Source organism: Lewinella sp. 4G2 (assembly GCF_001625015.1).
In the GTDB taxonomy this organism is placed as follows: Bacteria; Bacteroidota; Bacteroidia; order Chitinophagales; family Saprospiraceae; genus Neolewinella.
In genome coordinates this window covers 714,805-731,217 of record NZ_LVWJ02000014.1, presented here as the reverse complement: position 1 = coordinate 731,217, position 16,413 = coordinate 714,805, and the positions used below count along the sequence as shown (strand labels likewise).

At 50.7% G+C, this 16,413-nt stretch carries 10 protein-coding genes; 5 read left to right on the top strand and 5 right to left on the bottom strand.

All coding sequences use genetic code 11. The features are described from left to right. The 4 genes from A3850_RS04445 to A3850_RS04430 all read right to left on the bottom strand — a co-directional run bounded on the left by A3850_RS04445 (nucleotide 1) and on the right by A3850_RS04430 (nucleotide 5,754). Entirely contained in the window at nucleotides 1–1,536 is a 1,536-nt protein-coding gene (locus tag A3850_RS04445; protein WP_068214609.1) for a M20/M25/M40 family metallo-hydrolase, read from the bottom strand. 197 nt (nucleotides 1,537–1,733) lie between these two features. Beyond that, nucleotides 1,734–2,543 carry a DUF6624 domain-containing protein gene (locus tag A3850_RS04440; RefSeq protein WP_068214608.1) on the bottom strand — a complete coding sequence of 270 codons (810 nt, stop codon included), beginning with the start codon at nucleotides 2,541–2,543 and terminating at the stop codon, nucleotides 1,734–1,736. 166 nt (nucleotides 2,544–2,709) lie between these two features. Then, nucleotides 2,710–5,370 (bottom strand): M56 family metallopeptidase, encoded by a 2,661-nt coding sequence (locus A3850_RS04435; protein WP_068214604.1) that lies wholly within the window; start codon nucleotides 5,368–5,370, stop codon nucleotides 2,710–2,712. Nucleotides 5,371–5,391: 21 nt separating this feature from the next. Further along, nucleotides 5,392–5,754 carry a BlaI/MecI/CopY family transcriptional regulator gene (locus A3850_RS04430; RefSeq protein ID WP_068214603.1) on the bottom strand — a complete coding sequence of 121 codons (363 nt, stop codon included), beginning with the start codon at nucleotides 5,752–5,754 and terminating at the stop codon, nucleotides 5,392–5,394. A gap of 138 nt (nucleotides 5,755–5,892) precedes the next feature. On the opposite strand from A3850_RS04430, the gene A3850_RS04425 reads away from it, so the two are divergent. The 5 genes from A3850_RS04425 (at nucleotide 5,893) to A3850_RS04410 (ending at nucleotide 15,804) form a co-directional block, all read left to right on the top strand. Continuing rightward, nucleotides 5,893–6,651, top strand: coding sequence for a hypothetical protein (locus A3850_RS04425; RefSeq protein ID WP_068214601.1), 759 nt, complete (start codon nucleotides 5,893–5,895; stop codon nucleotides 6,649–6,651). A gap of 121 nt (nucleotides 6,652–6,772) precedes the next feature. Beyond that, nucleotides 6,773–6,946, top strand: coding sequence for a hypothetical protein (locus A3850_RS20115; protein WP_157500882.1), 174 nt, complete (start codon nucleotides 6,773–6,775; stop codon nucleotides 6,944–6,946). 361 nt (nucleotides 6,947–7,307) lie between these two features. Continuing rightward, entirely contained in the window at nucleotides 7,308–8,777 is a 1,470-nt protein-coding gene (locus A3850_RS04420; RefSeq protein ID WP_068214599.1) for a tail fiber domain-containing protein, read from the top strand. A gap of 46 nt (nucleotides 8,778–8,823) precedes the next feature. Next, nucleotides 8,824–15,507: an RHS repeat-associated core domain-containing protein gene (locus A3850_RS20305; protein ID WP_082921615.1), complete on the top strand. Its 6,684-nt coding sequence runs from the start codon at nucleotides 8,824–8,826 to the stop codon at nucleotides 15,505–15,507. Nucleotides 15,508–15,510: 3 nt separating this feature from the next. Further along, nucleotides 15,511–15,804, top strand: a complete 294-nt coding sequence (locus A3850_RS04410; RefSeq protein WP_068214595.1) for a hypothetical protein — start codon at nucleotides 15,511–15,513, stop codon at nucleotides 15,802–15,804. 105 nt (nucleotides 15,805–15,909) lie between these two features. On the opposite strand, the gene A3850_RS04405 is transcribed toward A3850_RS04410, so the two are convergent. After that, entirely contained in the window at nucleotides 15,910–16,275 is a 366-nt protein-coding gene (locus tag A3850_RS04405) for a helix-turn-helix domain-containing protein (RefSeq protein WP_082921614.1), read from the bottom strand. Nucleotides 16,276–16,413 lie beyond the last annotated feature (138 nt).

Genomic DNA, 16,413 nt, shown 5'->3' with positions numbered 1-16,413 from the left:
CTACATCTTCTCCCCCAATACTCCGTACAAGGTCTCGACCCCCCGAAAGTAATTCCGCAGCAAGATATTCTCATTAGGCGCGTGCTGGTTGTTGTCCGGATTGACGAGGGGGAGGACGACGGCGGGGACATCCAGCGTAGTCACGAAGGGTGCGATGGGGACGGAGCCACCCATCGTCCGAATTAAGATGGGCTCCCGCTCAAAAGTCCGGCGGAGGGCGGACTGGAGCCAGGTACCCGTCGGCCCGTTCAGGTCCGTGCGGAAGGCGGCGTAGGAAGTGCGCCCCGAAAAGGAAGCCAGGCGGGGGTGAGCGGCGCGTTCGGCGTCGGTCGGTTCGCGGCCGTCTTCGATGAGGAAGTAGCCCTGGTCCAGGATGTATTGCTCCAGCAGTTTCAGTAGGCGGTCACCCTCCGTTTCCGCGACCAATCGCAGGTCCAGGTTGGCGACGGCGGTGGCGGGGATGATCGTCCGGGCGGCGGCGCCCACCCAGCCACTCCGCATGCCGCGGATATTGAGGCTAGGGTACTGCAGGGCTTCCTGAAGGTTGTTACCGATGGCATCGTGACCCGTAAAGCCAAGTTGAGGGTGCAGCCGCGTAGTGTCGTCCGGCACGGCGGCCATCATGGCGCGGCTGGTAGCGTCGATCTCAATCCCGTCGTAGTAGCCGGGGATGATGACGCGGCCGTGGGTATCCTTCATGCCGGCCAGAAGTTGGGCCAGCCCGAGGGCGGGGTTGGGTGCGTAGTTTCCGTAGTGCCCACTGTGGAGGGCGAGCCGGGGCCCGTAGACCGTCAGCCGGGCGGTGGCGATACCACGTGCGCCGCCCATCAGCGTCGGTTGGTTGGTGGCGTGGACGGGCCCGTCGAGGATCACCAGGTGGTCGGCCGCCAGGCTGTTGCGGTGGGTCCGGACCATCCCCTCGAGGTCCGGCGCCTGGGCTTCTTCCATGCTGTCGGCGACAAATTTTACCGTGTAGTTCGGTCGTTTGCCGCTGGCGACGAGGTGGTCCCAGGCGATCAAAAACATCATGATCGGGGCCTTGGCGTCGCTGGCCGAGCGGGCGAAGAGGCGGACGTCGGAAGCAGTGGGGTCCGCCGGAAGTTCCGCGGCGGTGTACTCCACTTCGCCGGCGGCGTTGACGGCCATCGTACCGTAAGTGGGTTGGAAGGGTGGGGCCAACTTCCACTTGCCGGGGTCCACACTTTGCCCGTCGACGTGGCCGTAAAAGAGGACGGTTTCGGCGTCCGGCTCGGTGGCAGGGAAGGTGAACAGCACGAGGTCGAGCCCGGCGTTCGGGAGGCGCTTGCTGCTGAATCCCCGCTTACTAAATTCCCGTTCGAGCCACTGCAGGTTAGGTTCCAATTGTCCCTCCTTGCGGGCGTCGTTCGGGATGGAGAGGAAGGCCTCGTAGTCCGGCAGCGAAGCCAGGGTCCGTTCGTGCAGGGTAAGCGTTTGGGCGCTGACGCAGGTGCCGGCGAAGTAGGGGCAAACGGGACCGCACAGCAGCAGTAAGAACAGTAATCGGATATTCAGCATAACGGCCCTAAAGTACGGACTGACCGGCCACCGCCCACATCCCCCGCTCCTCCGTCCCTAAACCCTGCACCCGCGGCAGCGCCCACTGCTACTTGAAAAAGGAGGACGCTTATTTTGGCTATTCGACATTCCCTTTCTTCCGGCGATCTGGTAGTCTTGCAACGGGTAGGAGAGTGAAGTAAGGTGGATGCAAACGCCTAAAACCGCGCTAAATACTCCTCAATCGGCCCCAAACCCACACTTTCGCGGATGACGTTGAGGTTGGCTCGGTCGCGGACGGGGTAGAGGTCGCCATTTTGGATTTGGGAGCCGTACTCCTGGGGGTAATCGTGGTACATCAGGAGGCGATCGATCATCAGGGCGAAGGTGGAACTGTTCATGCGGCCCCGCTCCACGGCTTCGTAGAACCAGGGGTAGTAGTAGGCCATCAATTCGGCGTCGCTGTGCTGGGCGACGAACCAGAGGCTGCGGATCTGGTTGCCCGTCAGCTCCTCGTACATGTCGCCGCAGGACTCGAAGATAGAGACCATGATGGCCTGGTTTTCGGCGTCGACCGTCCGCATGTCGCCAGCCAGGGAGCCATTGCGGACGCCCTGGTCGCGTTCGATCACACCGTCGATCACCGTGGAAATGGAGTCGCAGTACCGGTCGCTGATGGTGTAGTCCGCCAAGGGGTCGTCCTGAGCGCGGTGGCGGAGGATCTTGATGATGTTGTCCTGGTAAATCTGGGGCCGCACCAGGACTTTCTCAATCGCTTCACCGTTGGAGTAGTAATCGAACCCGGCCCCGCCGGCGCTCACGAGGTCCTTCTCCGCCTCACCGATGGGTTGGTCGTAGACATTGACGAAGGCGGCGTCCTCCAACTCAAAGGCACCGCGGCGCTCCCACTCCACGATCTCGCCGAGGCTGAGTTTGTGGAGGGTGGTGAGGGGGGTGTCGGAGGCTTTTGGGGACTGGGAGCAGGTGGTTAGGAGGGTTAGGAGGAGGGCTAGAATTTGAATTTTCATGAAGGTGTTATTGTTTGGGTTTTGGTCCTCGTGTAGCCCTCTCCCCCGGCCCCTCTCCAGAGGAGAGGGGAGACGTTATAGGCGAGACATGCGTGATAGCGTAATAGTGTGACAGGCGTGATAGTGTGATGGCGAGGTGGGAGGTTCCCAATCCAAGAGATTGGACCTACCGCACCACGCTCACATCATCCAATTGCACGTAGATTGGGGAGCCGGGGCGGTTGGGGAGGCCGCCGATGTAGACGGTGGAGTTGGAGCCACCATCGGTTTCTACGAAGGCTTCGAAGCTGATGGGTTTATCGTTCAGGTAGAAGGTGACGGGGCGGTCCTGGTAGTCGTGTTCTTCCAGGGTTTGGAGGACGTAGTCCATCTTGTTGAGGCTGCCATCATGGTAGGTAGATATCCACTGGGCTTCCGTGGTTTGGGGGATGTCGTCGCCGTACATGAGGCAGCGGAAGCGGTCCATGGCGAAGGGGCGGTCCAGGCCTACGGGGTCGTAGGAGGGGTTGGTGTAGCCTTCGAAGACGGTCATGCGGCCATCCACCTCGATGGCGAAAGCGTAGTCGCCGGCCTCCGGTGGCCAGAGGGCATTAGCGTTGGTGCTGGCCCGCACGCCGGCCCCCGGGTAGCGGGTGAGGTTGATCTGGCGGACGCGGTCCGAAGATTGGTCGATCGGCCAGTTGTCGAAGCCCCAGGTCTTGCCGCGCGCGTCGCCCAAGTTCAGGGTGAGGCTGCCGGCGGCGTCGGTACAATTTTGGTAGAGGCGGAGTTGGTACCCGGGGAAATCCGCCAGGTAGTGGCTGATCCAGTCCACCTCGTTGGGGGAGGGGAGGCGCTTGAGGTAGATATTAATTTTTTGGGCCGGCCCGGAGACGTCCTCACCGTTGGCGGGCGTACCGATTTCGACGTGGTCACGATTCAGGAAGGAGCTGCCTTCCGGGTAGTCGTCGAGCACCATCAGGCTAATGGCATCCGTTGTTCCGTCGTCGTAGGCAATCTGCATCATGGCGTTGGGGCCGAATTCAGTGTCCAGCAGAAAGTCTTTCGTGACGGAGTTATCGTTGTAGCGGCACTTGCAGGGCCGGTCATCGCTCACGTCGATCTTTTCGTACCAGGCGCGGAAGGTCCCTGGGTCCGTCCAGTAAGACTGGTAGGTGAAGCCGTGCTTGACGAATTTGCCGAGCGCGGGGTGGCTCCTGCTAATATTCCCGTCGAGCAGACCGGCCAGGCGGGCGAGGCGGGTTTTGGGGCTTTCGAGGGGGCGGCCCTCGACGCGGACTTTCGTCCATTCATCCCGGCCTAACTCGGCCACGGCCACGCCGTTGATGCGGTAGTCGCTGCTGGTCTTGTCCGCAGCGGAGAAGGTACCCTCATTCAGGTCGACGCGTTGGCGGTTGAAATAAACGATCGGTCCGTCGGTAAAGTCCGCTTCCGTCAGGCTGGTGAAATCGATGGCGGAGTTGGGCTGGGTACTGGTGTTGTATACGATCATGCCGTTGCCGCCGCCGGGCGTTTCGTGCCGTGCCCAGAATTCCATACTCACCGGCGCGAAGTGGTCCTGCGCGACGAGGGCCGAGCCCCGGGTTTCCAGGCCGATCATGTAGATGTTACCGTTGCGGGGCGTTGGCCGGAGTTGCATCCGCCCGGGTTCCTGCTGGTGGTACTGGATCTCCAGGCTCGGCCCGGGGTCGTACTGGTTCTTGAATACGTACAATTTCACGCCGGGCGCCTTGGCGAGCATGGCCCGCACGCGCAGGTATTCCTCGCCCGTCAGCATTCGGTCGGTATAGAGTTCGAAGGAGGTCAGTTCTGCGGGGAGCGTCCGGTCGTAGTAGGCCACCCAAGCGTCGTCGTCGGTAGCGGAAGCGGCGAGGTACAGGTTATCGGTCGACGGGTCGTCCTGGGTGCCATTGATGACGAGGGCGGCCACGCCGAACCAACCGAGGAAGGCCAGGGCGGCGCCGATGGCCACGACGCGGTATTCGGGCAACCCCGTCAGGCGGGAGATGCGGCCGCGCAGGGTGGGTTCCGAGAAGGGTAGGGCGAGGGCCAGTTGGCCGGCCGTCTGGCTCTGGCGGACGAGCGCCAGTTGGTAGCCCCGTTTATCGGCGCCGTTGCGGATCACTTGTTGGTCCACGAGGTACTCCAGGTTGGCCCGGAGTTGGGCGCGCAGCCACCAGGCCGCGGGGTGGAACCAGAAGAGGCAGAGGAAGATCTCGCTCAGCAGAATATCCAGCGAGTGGAGCTGGTTGGCGTGGACGCGTTCATGGTCCAGGATGTGGTGGAAGTCCGCGTTTGCGGGGAGGTCCTGGCTGACGTAGATCGTCCGGCCGAAGGTGAACGCCTGCCCGGCAGTTGCATTTTCTGCGAGTTCCCGGTACCCATTTTTTGGGCGCGAACGCAGGTGCAGGGTAAGGACGCTCAGTAACCTTCCACAGAGGATGGACCCCAACAGGAGGAGACCGGACAGGTAGCCGTAGGACCAGTAATCAGTCGGTACCGAAGTGGCCCGTTGGACCTCAATGGTGGAGGTGGGTCCCTGGCTGAGGGCCGGTCCTGTTTCTTCCCCATTACTTGGCACCCGCGGCAGCGCCAACTCCGCCTCGTTGGAGACGGTGGACGCGACGTATTCGATGGAATGTTGCACGCGCTCGGAGACGACCGGCGCCGGGCTGGGCAACTTCGCAAACGGAAGGATGGTGACCGCCAACATGCCCAGCACCAGGAGGCTGCGGTTGGTGGCGTAGCGGGAAGAAAAGCGGAGTAAAAGGGCGTAGGCCGGCCAGATGACCAGCAATAATAGGGAAGCCGTTAATAGGTAATTCATGGCTTAAAATGGTTTTAGGTGTTATTCCTGTTCGTCGATCATGCGCAGGATGTCTTCGAGGTCCTGGCGGCTGACTTTTTTGTTTTTGGCGAAGTGGGAGACGAGGGCCTTGTGGCTATCGCCGAAGAAATCGGTGACGACGCGCTTGATGTCGCGGCCGAAAAATTGCGCGGCGGGGATGGCGGGGTAGTAGCGGTGGGTGTTGCCGAAATCCTCGTAGGCCACGTAGCCCTTGGTGACGAGCCCCTTGACCTGGGTGGCGACGGTGGAGTGGGCCGGTTTCTTCGGGCCGGGCGTGGCGGCGATGATGTCCTTGACGAAGGCCTTTTCGAGTTTAAAGAGGATTCGGAGTACTTCTTCCTCCTTGCGGGTGAGTGCTTGCATGGGGTGAAGGTATGTCTATTTTTTTAGATGGGCAACTAATTTTTTAGACGGGGGTCAGTTTCTAGTGTTTAGTTTCTAGTTGCTAGTGTTGAGTTGCTAGTTTCTGGTTGCTCGTGTAACGTTTGGAATGATGGGGGTATGAAGGGGAAAAAGATTCCCATGCGCAACTATACCTTCTGGACCTTTACGGTAATGTTTCTCCTGTTCAGTGCTTCTACTTTTGCCCAACAGGTGGGGGTGAACACGAATAACCCTACGCAGACGCTGGACGTCAACGGGAAGGTTAAGATTGGTGATGACAATACCACGCCCTCGAACGGAACGATCCGCTTTGATGGCGTCGATCAGGATTTTGAGGGCTACGCCGACGGGGAGTGGAAGAGCCTGACTCAATCAGCGGGTAGTAACCTCGATATTCCAATCCCGGGTATGTTCGTCTCTTTCGGCGTGGAACCCGAAGGCATCTGGAGAGAAAATTACGTTGACATGCGCGAAACATGGGGAAACTTCACCGTCCCTTCCCAGACGCCGTTCGGTACGGATACTTCTCCTGACGGGGTGCCCCCAGGCTACTTCTTCGTCGTGGAAAATATCTGCGCCACTGGCCGCGAACGGGTAAACGACAGTAACGCCGAGCAAGCCAGCAACTTTGCCTTTTTCTATGTGGGCCTTCGTCGGCAGTCAGCTTTCGGAAGTGCGCTGAACCCCCAGATTTTCCTGAGTGGCTCCCGCGACGATTCCGGTACCAAGTGTATGACGGGCACCCGGACGCCCCTCATGGTCCTGCGGGCCGGCGAAAAACTAGAGATGTGGAGCGACGTCGATTCTCAGACGGACGTGCGAGTCGTAGTATCTGGGTCTTTCGTGACCAGCCTGGAACAGTACTACCAATATTGATAGTCGCCCTTTCGCCGGCCCGGCAACGGACCTGTCTAACATCGTCATGCGGTAGTACGGGAAAGACGAACATCAGCGTTCGGTAGCGCAATCTAAATTCAACTATCAAACGAAGTGATTAATGCGCCTCCAACCAATTCTCCCCCATATCCGTCTCCACCACAATCGGTACCGCCAGATCCGGAATCGCCTCCCGCATCAGTTATTCAATGATTGGCTTAACCGTCTCGACCTCCTCCCGCGGCGCGTCAAAGACCAGTTCATCGTGGACCTGCAGGATCATGATAACCGGTAGTCTGGAAAGCGGGACGTCATGCGTGGAGGCCGAGCGCGCGCCCATTTTGGTAGTTGAAGGTGGTGGTTCTATTCAGGCCTGGAATAGTGTTAATTCTGCGGGGCGGGTGCGGGTGATGGTCTATGGATTTTTTGTGGATGATTTGGATCAGTATTTTGGGTATTAGGGGGGGGGTGGGGGTTGATAATCTTGAAAGAGACACGCAAACTAACTGCCCAACTAATGATATATGGGTAAATGGTCTAATGTGTAATCGGAAATAATGATTAATTAAATGTGTGTAGAATTAGTAATGTTATATTGAATAGATGGTGAATTTTAATTCTGTGTAGTGTACATTGGAGGCAGAATCTAAATGCCCATGAAAAAAGAGTTCCTAACACCCACCCTGGCATTGCTGTGCCTAGTCGTTATCAGCCAATCGCTTAGCGCCCAAATTTTTGTTGATAGTACCGGTAGTAATGGCTTTGGCGACCTTCCCCACCCAATGGCCAAGAGTCGCTTCAGCAATGCTGACCACGAATACAATCTATTTGTTCGCTCGACTGGTGCGGATACCGTCCGGGGTGTCGGTATCTACAACGTTCTCGATTCCGGCTTAGCCGAAAAGTATGGCTTGTGGAACCACGTAGAACAGGCGATGGGAGCTACTGGCCTTACGTACGGCGTACGCAATGTAGTCAGCCACGGTGGTGATATGGATGCTTACGGTATCTATAACGACCTCTCTAATACGGCCGACGCCAAGGGCCGATTGTTTGGCAACTATAGTATTATCGACGACCGGGGCGCACGAGCGCAGAATAAGCTATTCGCCAATTTTTACGGAGAGACAGTGCACCGGAAGCGGAATAATGCCTACGGCAGCTACATCCAGGTAAAGAGTTATACACAAGATGCGGCCAAGACGTCCTACGGTCAGTACATCGACATTAAAGGTGGCGGACAAGCTGCGCGGTACGGCCTGTATAGCAACATCAACGGTGGCTCCGGTTACGCTGGTTACTTCGTTGGAGACGTTCACGTCAATGGCACCTTCACCCAAGCTTCCGACGAGCGACTGAAAAAGAACGTCAAGAATATAGAAGGCGCGCTGGATATCGTCAATAGCCTCAAACCCCATACATACAGCTACAAAGCCTCCGAGAAGATGGGCTTTGGAGAAGAAGAGATCATTCACTACGGCTTTGTGGCGCAGGAAGTCGCCAAAGTGCTACCCGACCTGGTGACGGACGTCCACCATCCCTACACCACCGACGCGGCGGAGATCGCTACGGCGGAGCAGGTGGATGAGCAGGGTTTTCCGAGCGTGGTTGGCGGTACGGAGAAAAGTGCTGGCTCGGTGGCTGGTTCAGAGGCCGTAGATATCCGTGGGGTGCGGTATATGGATATGATTGCAATTTTGGTTGGGGCGGTGCAGGAGCAGGGGGAGGTGATTGCTGACAAAGAAAGACAACTTCGTTCGTTGCAGGATGAGCAGGAACTGATACGATCAGAGCTAATCGAACTTCGAGATATAGTAAATACCTTCAAAAATTGCATTCCTTGTATAGACAATCAAGACGAAAAATCACAAGAACAAGAAACGAGGTTAAATTCGATTACAGTATATCCTAATCCTGCTACAAACTATGTAAAAGTCAGACAATCTGGAAATATAGAAAATTTAGAAATACGTGTTGTGTCTATACAAGGGCAAACAATAGTTACACGAAAATTTAATACGGCCGAAATTCGCATTTCAACAACAGGGTGGATAAAAGGCAGCTACGTGATAGAAGTACTTAAGCAAAATGAATTATTCGCATCTGAAAAAATAGTTGTTCAGTAAATAATAAGTCCAGCTAGCTCTTAAACTATTTGCTTCAAAATACATCATGATGGTCGGTGCGAAAACAACCATATACATATTTTTATTTACCTCTGTACTCATACTTACATCGTCATTTGTATCAGCACAGCCAGACAACAAGTTGGTCGGAGATTTTGTACAACCTCCTCCAAATGCAGCCTCACTCGGTCAATATGGTGACGTTCCCGTAGATCTCTTTTCAGGTTTACCTCAAATTGGAATTAGTTTGTTTACAGTTTCAAGTGGTTCGATATCTCTGCCGATCAGCTTAAACTACCATGCTAGTGGAATTAAAGTAGCGCAACCAGCGTCCTGGGCGGGCATCGGGTGGACTTTATCCGCTGGAGGAATGATAAGTAGAACAGTCATTGGTTTGCCAGATGAAGGGTCGGGCGGATACTTCTCGAATGGTGGATCAATTATCGAGCCGCCAACTGACGATAATGAAAATCTGATTTGGTTACGTGATGTACTGCATCCAATTCAGGCTGGACTGCTTGATGGAGAGCCTGATTTATTCCATGTAACGGCACCAGGGGTTTCTATAAAATTTTTCATAGATAAAGATCAAACTCTACAGATAGTTGACAAAACCTCTGATCATAGAGTTGAATTTGTTAAGGACGCAACTAATTTTGTATCATTTATTGTAACATCTGATAGTGGAATTAGATACCATTTTGGGAAATATGGTGATAGGAGTGCATACGAAACGCAAACATCTGGAACTGTAAATAGGCCTGTTAGGAGTGGCTGGATGCTAATGAGAATTGAATCGCCAGATTTAATCTATGGTATCGATTTGCAATACATCAAAGAAGACTATACTTATCGTAGCCCAACATCGGGCTATTATATGATTTCAACTTTCCCGCAGTACAGTGTCCAATTCAGCTACCCTGGTGCAAATGGTGTTGTCCTGAATCGCTACCATTATAGAGATAATTATATCGAAGGCCAAAGAGTTGCAAGTATAACCTCACCGCTTGATACTGTAAGATTTCACAGTAATGAAATTCGAAAAGATCTTGGGGGCAGTTCTGGATTATTAGATTATGTAGAGCATAGTACCGGAAATGGTGCTTACTGTTCTCAATACAAGTTTCATTTTGATTACTTTATAGATACAAAATTAATCAGTAGAGGCGATTTTCCATTCTTATATCGTCTCAAACTTGACAGTGTGCAGCAATTGTTTTGCGACAAATCAATTGTTAAACCGGCCTATACTTTTGAATATACGGGACCAGTTAATGATGGTACACCTTTCCTAGTTAATCGATTGTCGAAAACTGTAGATCATTGGGGCTACTATAATGGGGCACACCTAACAAATGATAAGGATCAATATTTCTTAAATATTCCAAAGACAACACTTGGAAATGCTGTGGGGCCAGATGGATTCTTTCCTGGCGTAAGTTATGGAGCAGCAGATCGGAATACAAATCCGGAAAAACAACTTTTTGGGACATTAAAGTCAATAAATTATCCAACTGGAGGAAAAACTGATTATCAATTTGAAAGTAATACAGCTAACGAACCAAATGAAGAGCCAGTATTAGAAGAAAAATTTAAACTTATCGCTTGTGATGTGACGCCATCGCCTTCGAACCCGTGCTGTGGAAATAATTTAGCAACTACTACTAATTCAATACTGTTTCAAAGTATTCAAGATTTAACCACGGCCAAATATGTGTTTGATGGAGTGAATACAACTAGTGATTGCTCAACTGACTTTAGGGAGGGTACTATCAAGGTGTTTCATGGCAACGAATTCATTGATGAGCATAAGATCATATGGAGATATCCTGAACTATTTAAAGTAGAACGAGATATCAACTTACTTGATGCTTTCCCAACATTAGACATAAATACTGAGTACACTTTTGAGTTAACTTCTAGAAACGCTAGGGTAGAATTTATACTCTCTGCTGGAGATGATATTGAAAGGTTCATAAATAAGCCAGTTGGCGGCCTTCGCATTAAGGAAATACGTCATTCTTCTAACTATTCAGAAGATATCATAAAGTCTTATGATTATGTATTGTCTAATACAGACTTAAGATCAAGTGGGCTAATAATACGTAGACCATCATATGGAAGCGGAATGCATCAGGATTCAGAAATAAATGGAAGTCTTAGTACAGCTGTAACATACAGATGGAATGAAACTTCAATAACTTCCTTAAATAATCATGACGGTAGGCATATAGGATATGCTCGAGTTGTAGAAAATTTATATAGTAAAGGAACAATTATACATGACTTCAATTTCAGTCCATTTAATACCGAAGATTTTGGAAGCAGGGCGTCGCGTGGGGGGGCAGTACGCTTCGGGTCAAATAATCTTGATGTAGTTGCCTATAACTTTAATGCACAGCATGGGCTGGAATCTTTAAAAATTTTTACAAATGATGATAACGGAAAAACTATAGCTTCAACAAGAACAGATTATTTAGAAAGTTATACAGAGGCCGGGGGATCAGGGTTCGCAATTAAAACATATAATATCTTTCCTGGAGTTAGTGCACTCGGAGGAATATTCTCAGAAAGCTTTGAAGCAATGATATATCAGCCAAGAGTAGGAGCAAGGCTAATTTCAACTACCACTAGAATTGAAGACGACGTTGAAAAAATAACAAATTTCCAATACGACAGCAATCATACTCACCATAAGCCAATAAGAGTTACGACTTTGGCAAATAATGAAGACGAGGTGATTGTCCAAAATTCTTATATACATTCTTACCCAACAACTGAACTGTCAAATGAATTAATTAGTAGAAATATTATTGGCAAACCATGGAAAGTTGAAAAATTTAGAAATAGTAGCTTGATTGACGGTTTTGAAACCGAATATAGAATGTTCGATGGCTTCCCAAGACTAGCTCGACAGGGCCGTTTTGAGGCTGCTATTGACGTAAATGGAGATTGGCAGCATAATTTAGAATTTGATGCTTCTATTCTTGGTTACCAATATGGCCGACCCGATAGCATACTTCAAACTGGTTGGGCATATCCACAAGTTTTTGACTGGGATGAAACAGGCAACCTGCTAAAAAAGAAGTATGGAGTAATGGAGGAGAATTATCAGTACTACGACAACGCGAGACTATTAAACAGAGCTATTTCCGTTGATGGTAGTATGATTTCATATGAATACGACAATGTGGGCCGTTTATTTGCAACCACCCCTCTAGGAAGGAATGGTTCTATAGAAACAAAAACACAATATGATTACTCATATCATTTGGCGTCTCATAACGGAACCAATTATGTCAAGACAACAACTACCTACACACATTCTGCTGAAGCAACATCATTTAGTGGATTGACAGACCAAATAGTATTTCAACATTTGGATGGACTAGGCCGATCAATTCAAACTGTGATGTTAGGGCAAAGTGCTATTTCGGATAATGATGGCAACCCAATGTCACAAATTGTCTCATCAATAAAATACGATCACTTAGGTAGAGAACATAAGGTATTTGAACCATTTAGCGCGGTTACAACTGACGGTTCCTACGTTGAGCCTGGAGCAAATGATTACAGCCACAAAGAATATTATGCCGACCCTTTGGGTAGAGTAAAAACGGTAATCCAACCCGGAGACTGGCAAACCGCAACCCTAGAATACGGGCGAAATGAAGCACAGATAAGCCACAAAGGAACAGGTCAGATTTACGAGATCGGCACTTTGTCAAAGACCCTTGCTACAGATCCGGATGGACACCAAACAGCATCATACAAAGATCTTTTAGGGCAAGAGATTCTCGCACGTGTTTACACACCAAATGAGGCGCAGCCATATGCTGATACTTACACAGAATTTGATGCCAAAGGCCGTGTAGCTGCAATTTACCCTCCGGGCACTGACTCAACTAGCACCAACCTCATTTATACTTACCAATATGACGGTGCTGATAACTTGATATTTAAAAAGGTCCCTGATCATTCAGGCGAGTACTATTACTACGATGAGCGGAATCTATTGACTTTTAGTTCCTCTCAATCGCTACCATCAGCGTACAACTATTTTGTTTCTATTTATGATGATTATGGAAGATTGACACATACTGGATTTGCCGTCAACAAACCAAGTAATAACGTATCCACAGTCGAGCTGATAAGTGACGGGGCGATGTTATCCAAAACTGTTTACGGTGACGAGGATGATCCCTTTCTAAAAGATAAAATCGTAAGTCAGCACACCTGGGAGATGAATGGTGAGTTACCTACTGGGAAAGAACTTATCACCTACATGACTTATGATGACTTCGGTCGGGTAATTCGAACTGACGGTAATACAATTCTTTCCGACGAAGTAGACGCTGAAACTTACAGCTACATTTTCGACCCGCTGGGTACGCCCCTTGAGACCAGGCATTTTACCCGCTATCCATCCGGCTACGTTTCATCCGAAACAAGAGCAAAAACTGACCATGCCGGCAGAGTCATAGAAAACCTTCACCGCGTATCTCATAATGATCGTAGAGGGGAGTGGCAGTTTCTCAACCGGAGCACTTTTACGGAGAAGGGGCAGATCGCACAAAACTTAATAGGTGGAACGTCTACCAATCCACTCCAGACCATAGATTTTAATTATCTGAGTAACGGGATGCTGGACAACATAAATGATCCCTTAAATCCCGGAACGGATCTTTTTGCGCTCGACATCCACTATAAAGATGCGCCCGCAGGCACTACAGGACCGGCAAGATCGAATGGAAATATATCCGCACTTACCAGCTACAGTCGTGGAGCAGCTGCGTTCATCCAGTCTTTCACCTACGACGATCAGAACCGACTACTCAAAGCTGATCATCATGATTCACCCGGTGCAACCATCAGCAGTAGGTACCGCTCAACATTAGAGTACGACCAACGCGGTAATATCCTAGGGCTCGAACGCTACGGAAAGCGTCCGGACAATTCCTTTGGCGTTATTGACGATCTTGAATACTCGCTCTCAGCAAACTCTAACCAAATTAAAAGTATCACGGAGGCCAACGAAGGCACAGAATTCGAACCCGGTTTCAATTCCCAAGCATCGGGCAAAGACTACACCTACTTGAATGGTAACGTAACGGTGGATCCAGCCCGTGGGCTAGAAATCTCTTACAACTACCTCAATCTTCCGTACAAATTTAAGCGTGCCGACGGTTACGTAGTAAACATCACGTATTCATCAACCGGAAGTAAGCTGGAAGAAACCTCCAACATCCGTAAAGAAGACTTCCCCGCTCGCCACTACCTGGGCGATATCGAATTCTTGGATGAGCAACCTGCCCTAGCCCACCACGCCAACGGTCGCATGCTCTTCACCCCCCTAACCGAATCCCCCCTCCCCCAGAAATACGGCGGCTGCGAAGAAACGGACGTCCCCAACGTCCCAGACCACCCCGAAACTCTCGGAGAAGACGAGAGCAACTACGCCGGTCAATACGACGGTTTCCTCCCCCGCGACCGCACCGTCTTCGAAGGCAGCAAAACCACCTCCACCGCCAAGATCCCCACCACCAACGCCATCGCCCTGACCGGTCAGGAACTCGTCAAACTCGAAGCCGGCTTCTCCGCCAAAAAAGGCACCAACGTACTGGTGGACACGAAAAAGTGCCCCACCCGCGTTACGTGGCAGTACGAGTATTACCTGAAAGATCACCTCGGCAACACCCGCGTCCGTTTTGCGGACCTTAATTTGGATGGAGTTATCCAGGATGAGGAGGTGTTAGGGGAGCATCACTACTACGCATTTGGTATGGAGATGGAGGGGGATTGGAATGCTGGTGGGGAGGAGGCTCGTTATCGGTATAATGGGAAGGAACTCAACACTGAACTGGGCTTGTATGATTATGGGGCTAGGTGGTATGATCCGGCCACCGCCAGATGGGGGCAAATAGATCCCCTCGCAGAAACAATGAGTAATTGGAGTCCTTTTAACTATACATTCAATAATCCAATATCACTTACTGATCCAACAGGTATGTCCCCAGCTGATGGGTTACAAGAGACTGAACCGAGTGATTTTCGCCCAGAATGGATGAAAACCAAGGGTAATGCATTAACTACAACGATATCTTCGAATGGCGGCGGCGGGACAGAGCCAACATATACAGCAACTGGTGTAACGGCAACTGTGACAGCAACTCGAATAGAATATAGTAGTTATAAAGATCAAAGTCCTGAACGATATGGTTACGGTGGTAGTTTTGCTGATTGGCAAGAAGAATTTGGAACATCTGGATGGTCTCATACTCAAGAGACTGAATATTGGGAGCAAACTTTTAGCGCTGCTTTCGCCAAATACGTAGCAGCGCAAGATAAGATTGAGTCTGACCGTATTGCTGTAGAGAGAATGAAAGGTTTTGCCTTGTGGTTTGCTATGGAAGCAACTGTCCTAGCTCCAAGTCAATCCACCCTCAATAATCTATTACCATCTCGCTTCAACTTCAATGCTCCGCGCTCAAATACAAATATTGTTTATGCCCGACGAGTCAGAGCTAGAGGATTAGAAGATCCAACAAGCCACAATTTTCCTTATCGCTTTGATCGGGCTATTTTGCGTACTACTCCTAGTATAAATCCATCTGGCTATAGGATGTACCAACTGAAAGGGACAATGAATGGAAAGACTGGTGTGTATGAGATTGGTAGGCTAAGAAATGGAGTCATAAATCACAGATTCTTTAGACCAATTAAATTTTAATCTATGAATTATCTGACTATTGATGGAATGATAAGTGGCACTGGAATTAGGGACACTATAAATGGAGGATATATTGAATTAAGTGAAATATCTATGTCTGCTGAGCTATCTTTAAAACTCATCTCTTGGCTTGAGTCTTATCACAGCGAGTTCTACGGAGGGTATAGCGATGCTACTGTGATGCGCAAACTTGACAAGGAGGGGGTCACTTTGGCTAAGCAGCTATGTGATGAGCTACCTGAATCCAAAGTGCGCTATTACTCTGACTACTGTCAAGCAGTGATATTAACACATTAAAATATATTCTGCGATCAGTTAGTAATCTTTCCGATTGAAGAGCTACCCGCAGGCCGCCAAGGTTAACGGGTAGCGTCAATTGGGCGGGGTCATCATCGCCACCTTTCAAAGAGAATAAGCATGCCGAGTCCGGGCATCACGCACCAGCGCATCGATCGTCCGCGTAATTAAATCCTGTTCGCTGTCAGGTAGTCCCTGAATCGACTGCACCCGCTTCACCACTTCTTCATCGATATCGGCTTCGACGTTACCGGACAGGTAGTCGAGCGAAACCCCCATGGCTTTGGCAATCTTGGCGGCCACGTCGATGGACGGCTTGGCCTGGTCGCGTTCGTAGCGGCCGAGGACGTTTTTGTGTAGGTCGAGCTGTTGGGCCAGTTCGGTCTGGGAGATCTTCTTTTGTTTGCGCAGGTCCGTTAGTCGTTCGCCGAAGGTCATGGTTAGCACTTGAATAGTGGTTATAGCGTTCATTTTGTTCTTATATTGGCAAGTTACGGCTACAAAATAAGGGTTTTAACTTCGGGTTAGTTGCGCGGCAACATCGGTTACGCTACCTTAGCACCACATTAGGTTCTAAAACTTTAACAGTTGCACCCTCAATTTTCTTTT

Excerpts from the sequence above, each read along its gene's own strand:
- A3850_RS04445 (WP_068214609.1), bottom strand. The coding sequence starts at position 1,536 with ATGCTGAATATCCGATTACTGTTCTTACTGCTGCTGTGCGGTCCCGTT.
- A3850_RS04440 (WP_068214608.1), bottom strand. The coding sequence starts at position 2,543 with ATGAAAATTCAAATTCTAGCCCTCCTCCTAACCCTCCTAACCACCTGC.
- A3850_RS04435 (WP_068214604.1), bottom strand. The coding sequence starts at position 5,370 with ATGAATTACCTATTAACGGCTTCCCTATTATTGCTGGTCATCTGGCCG.
- A3850_RS04430 (WP_068214603.1), bottom strand. The coding sequence starts at position 5,754 with ATGCAAGCACTCACCCGCAAGGAGGAAGAAGTACTCCGAATCCTCTTT.
- A3850_RS04425 (WP_068214601.1), top strand. The coding sequence starts at position 5,893 with ATGAAGGGGAAAAAGATTCCCATGCGCAACTATACCTTCTGGACCTTT.
- A3850_RS20115 (WP_157500882.1), top strand. The coding sequence starts at position 6,773 with ATGCGCCTCCAACCAATTCTCCCCCATATCCGTCTCCACCACAATCGG.
- A3850_RS04420 (WP_068214599.1), top strand. The coding sequence starts at position 7,308 with ATGAAAAAAGAGTTCCTAACACCCACCCTGGCATTGCTGTGCCTAGTC.
- A3850_RS20305 (WP_082921615.1), top strand. The coding sequence starts at position 8,824 with ATGATGGTCGGTGCGAAAACAACCATATACATATTTTTATTTACCTCT.
- A3850_RS04410 (WP_068214595.1), top strand. The coding sequence starts at position 15,511 with ATGAATTATCTGACTATTGATGGAATGATAAGTGGCACTGGAATTAGG.
- A3850_RS04405 (WP_082921614.1), bottom strand. The coding sequence starts at position 16,275 with ATGAACGCTATAACCACTATTCAAGTGCTAACCATGACCTTCGGCGAA.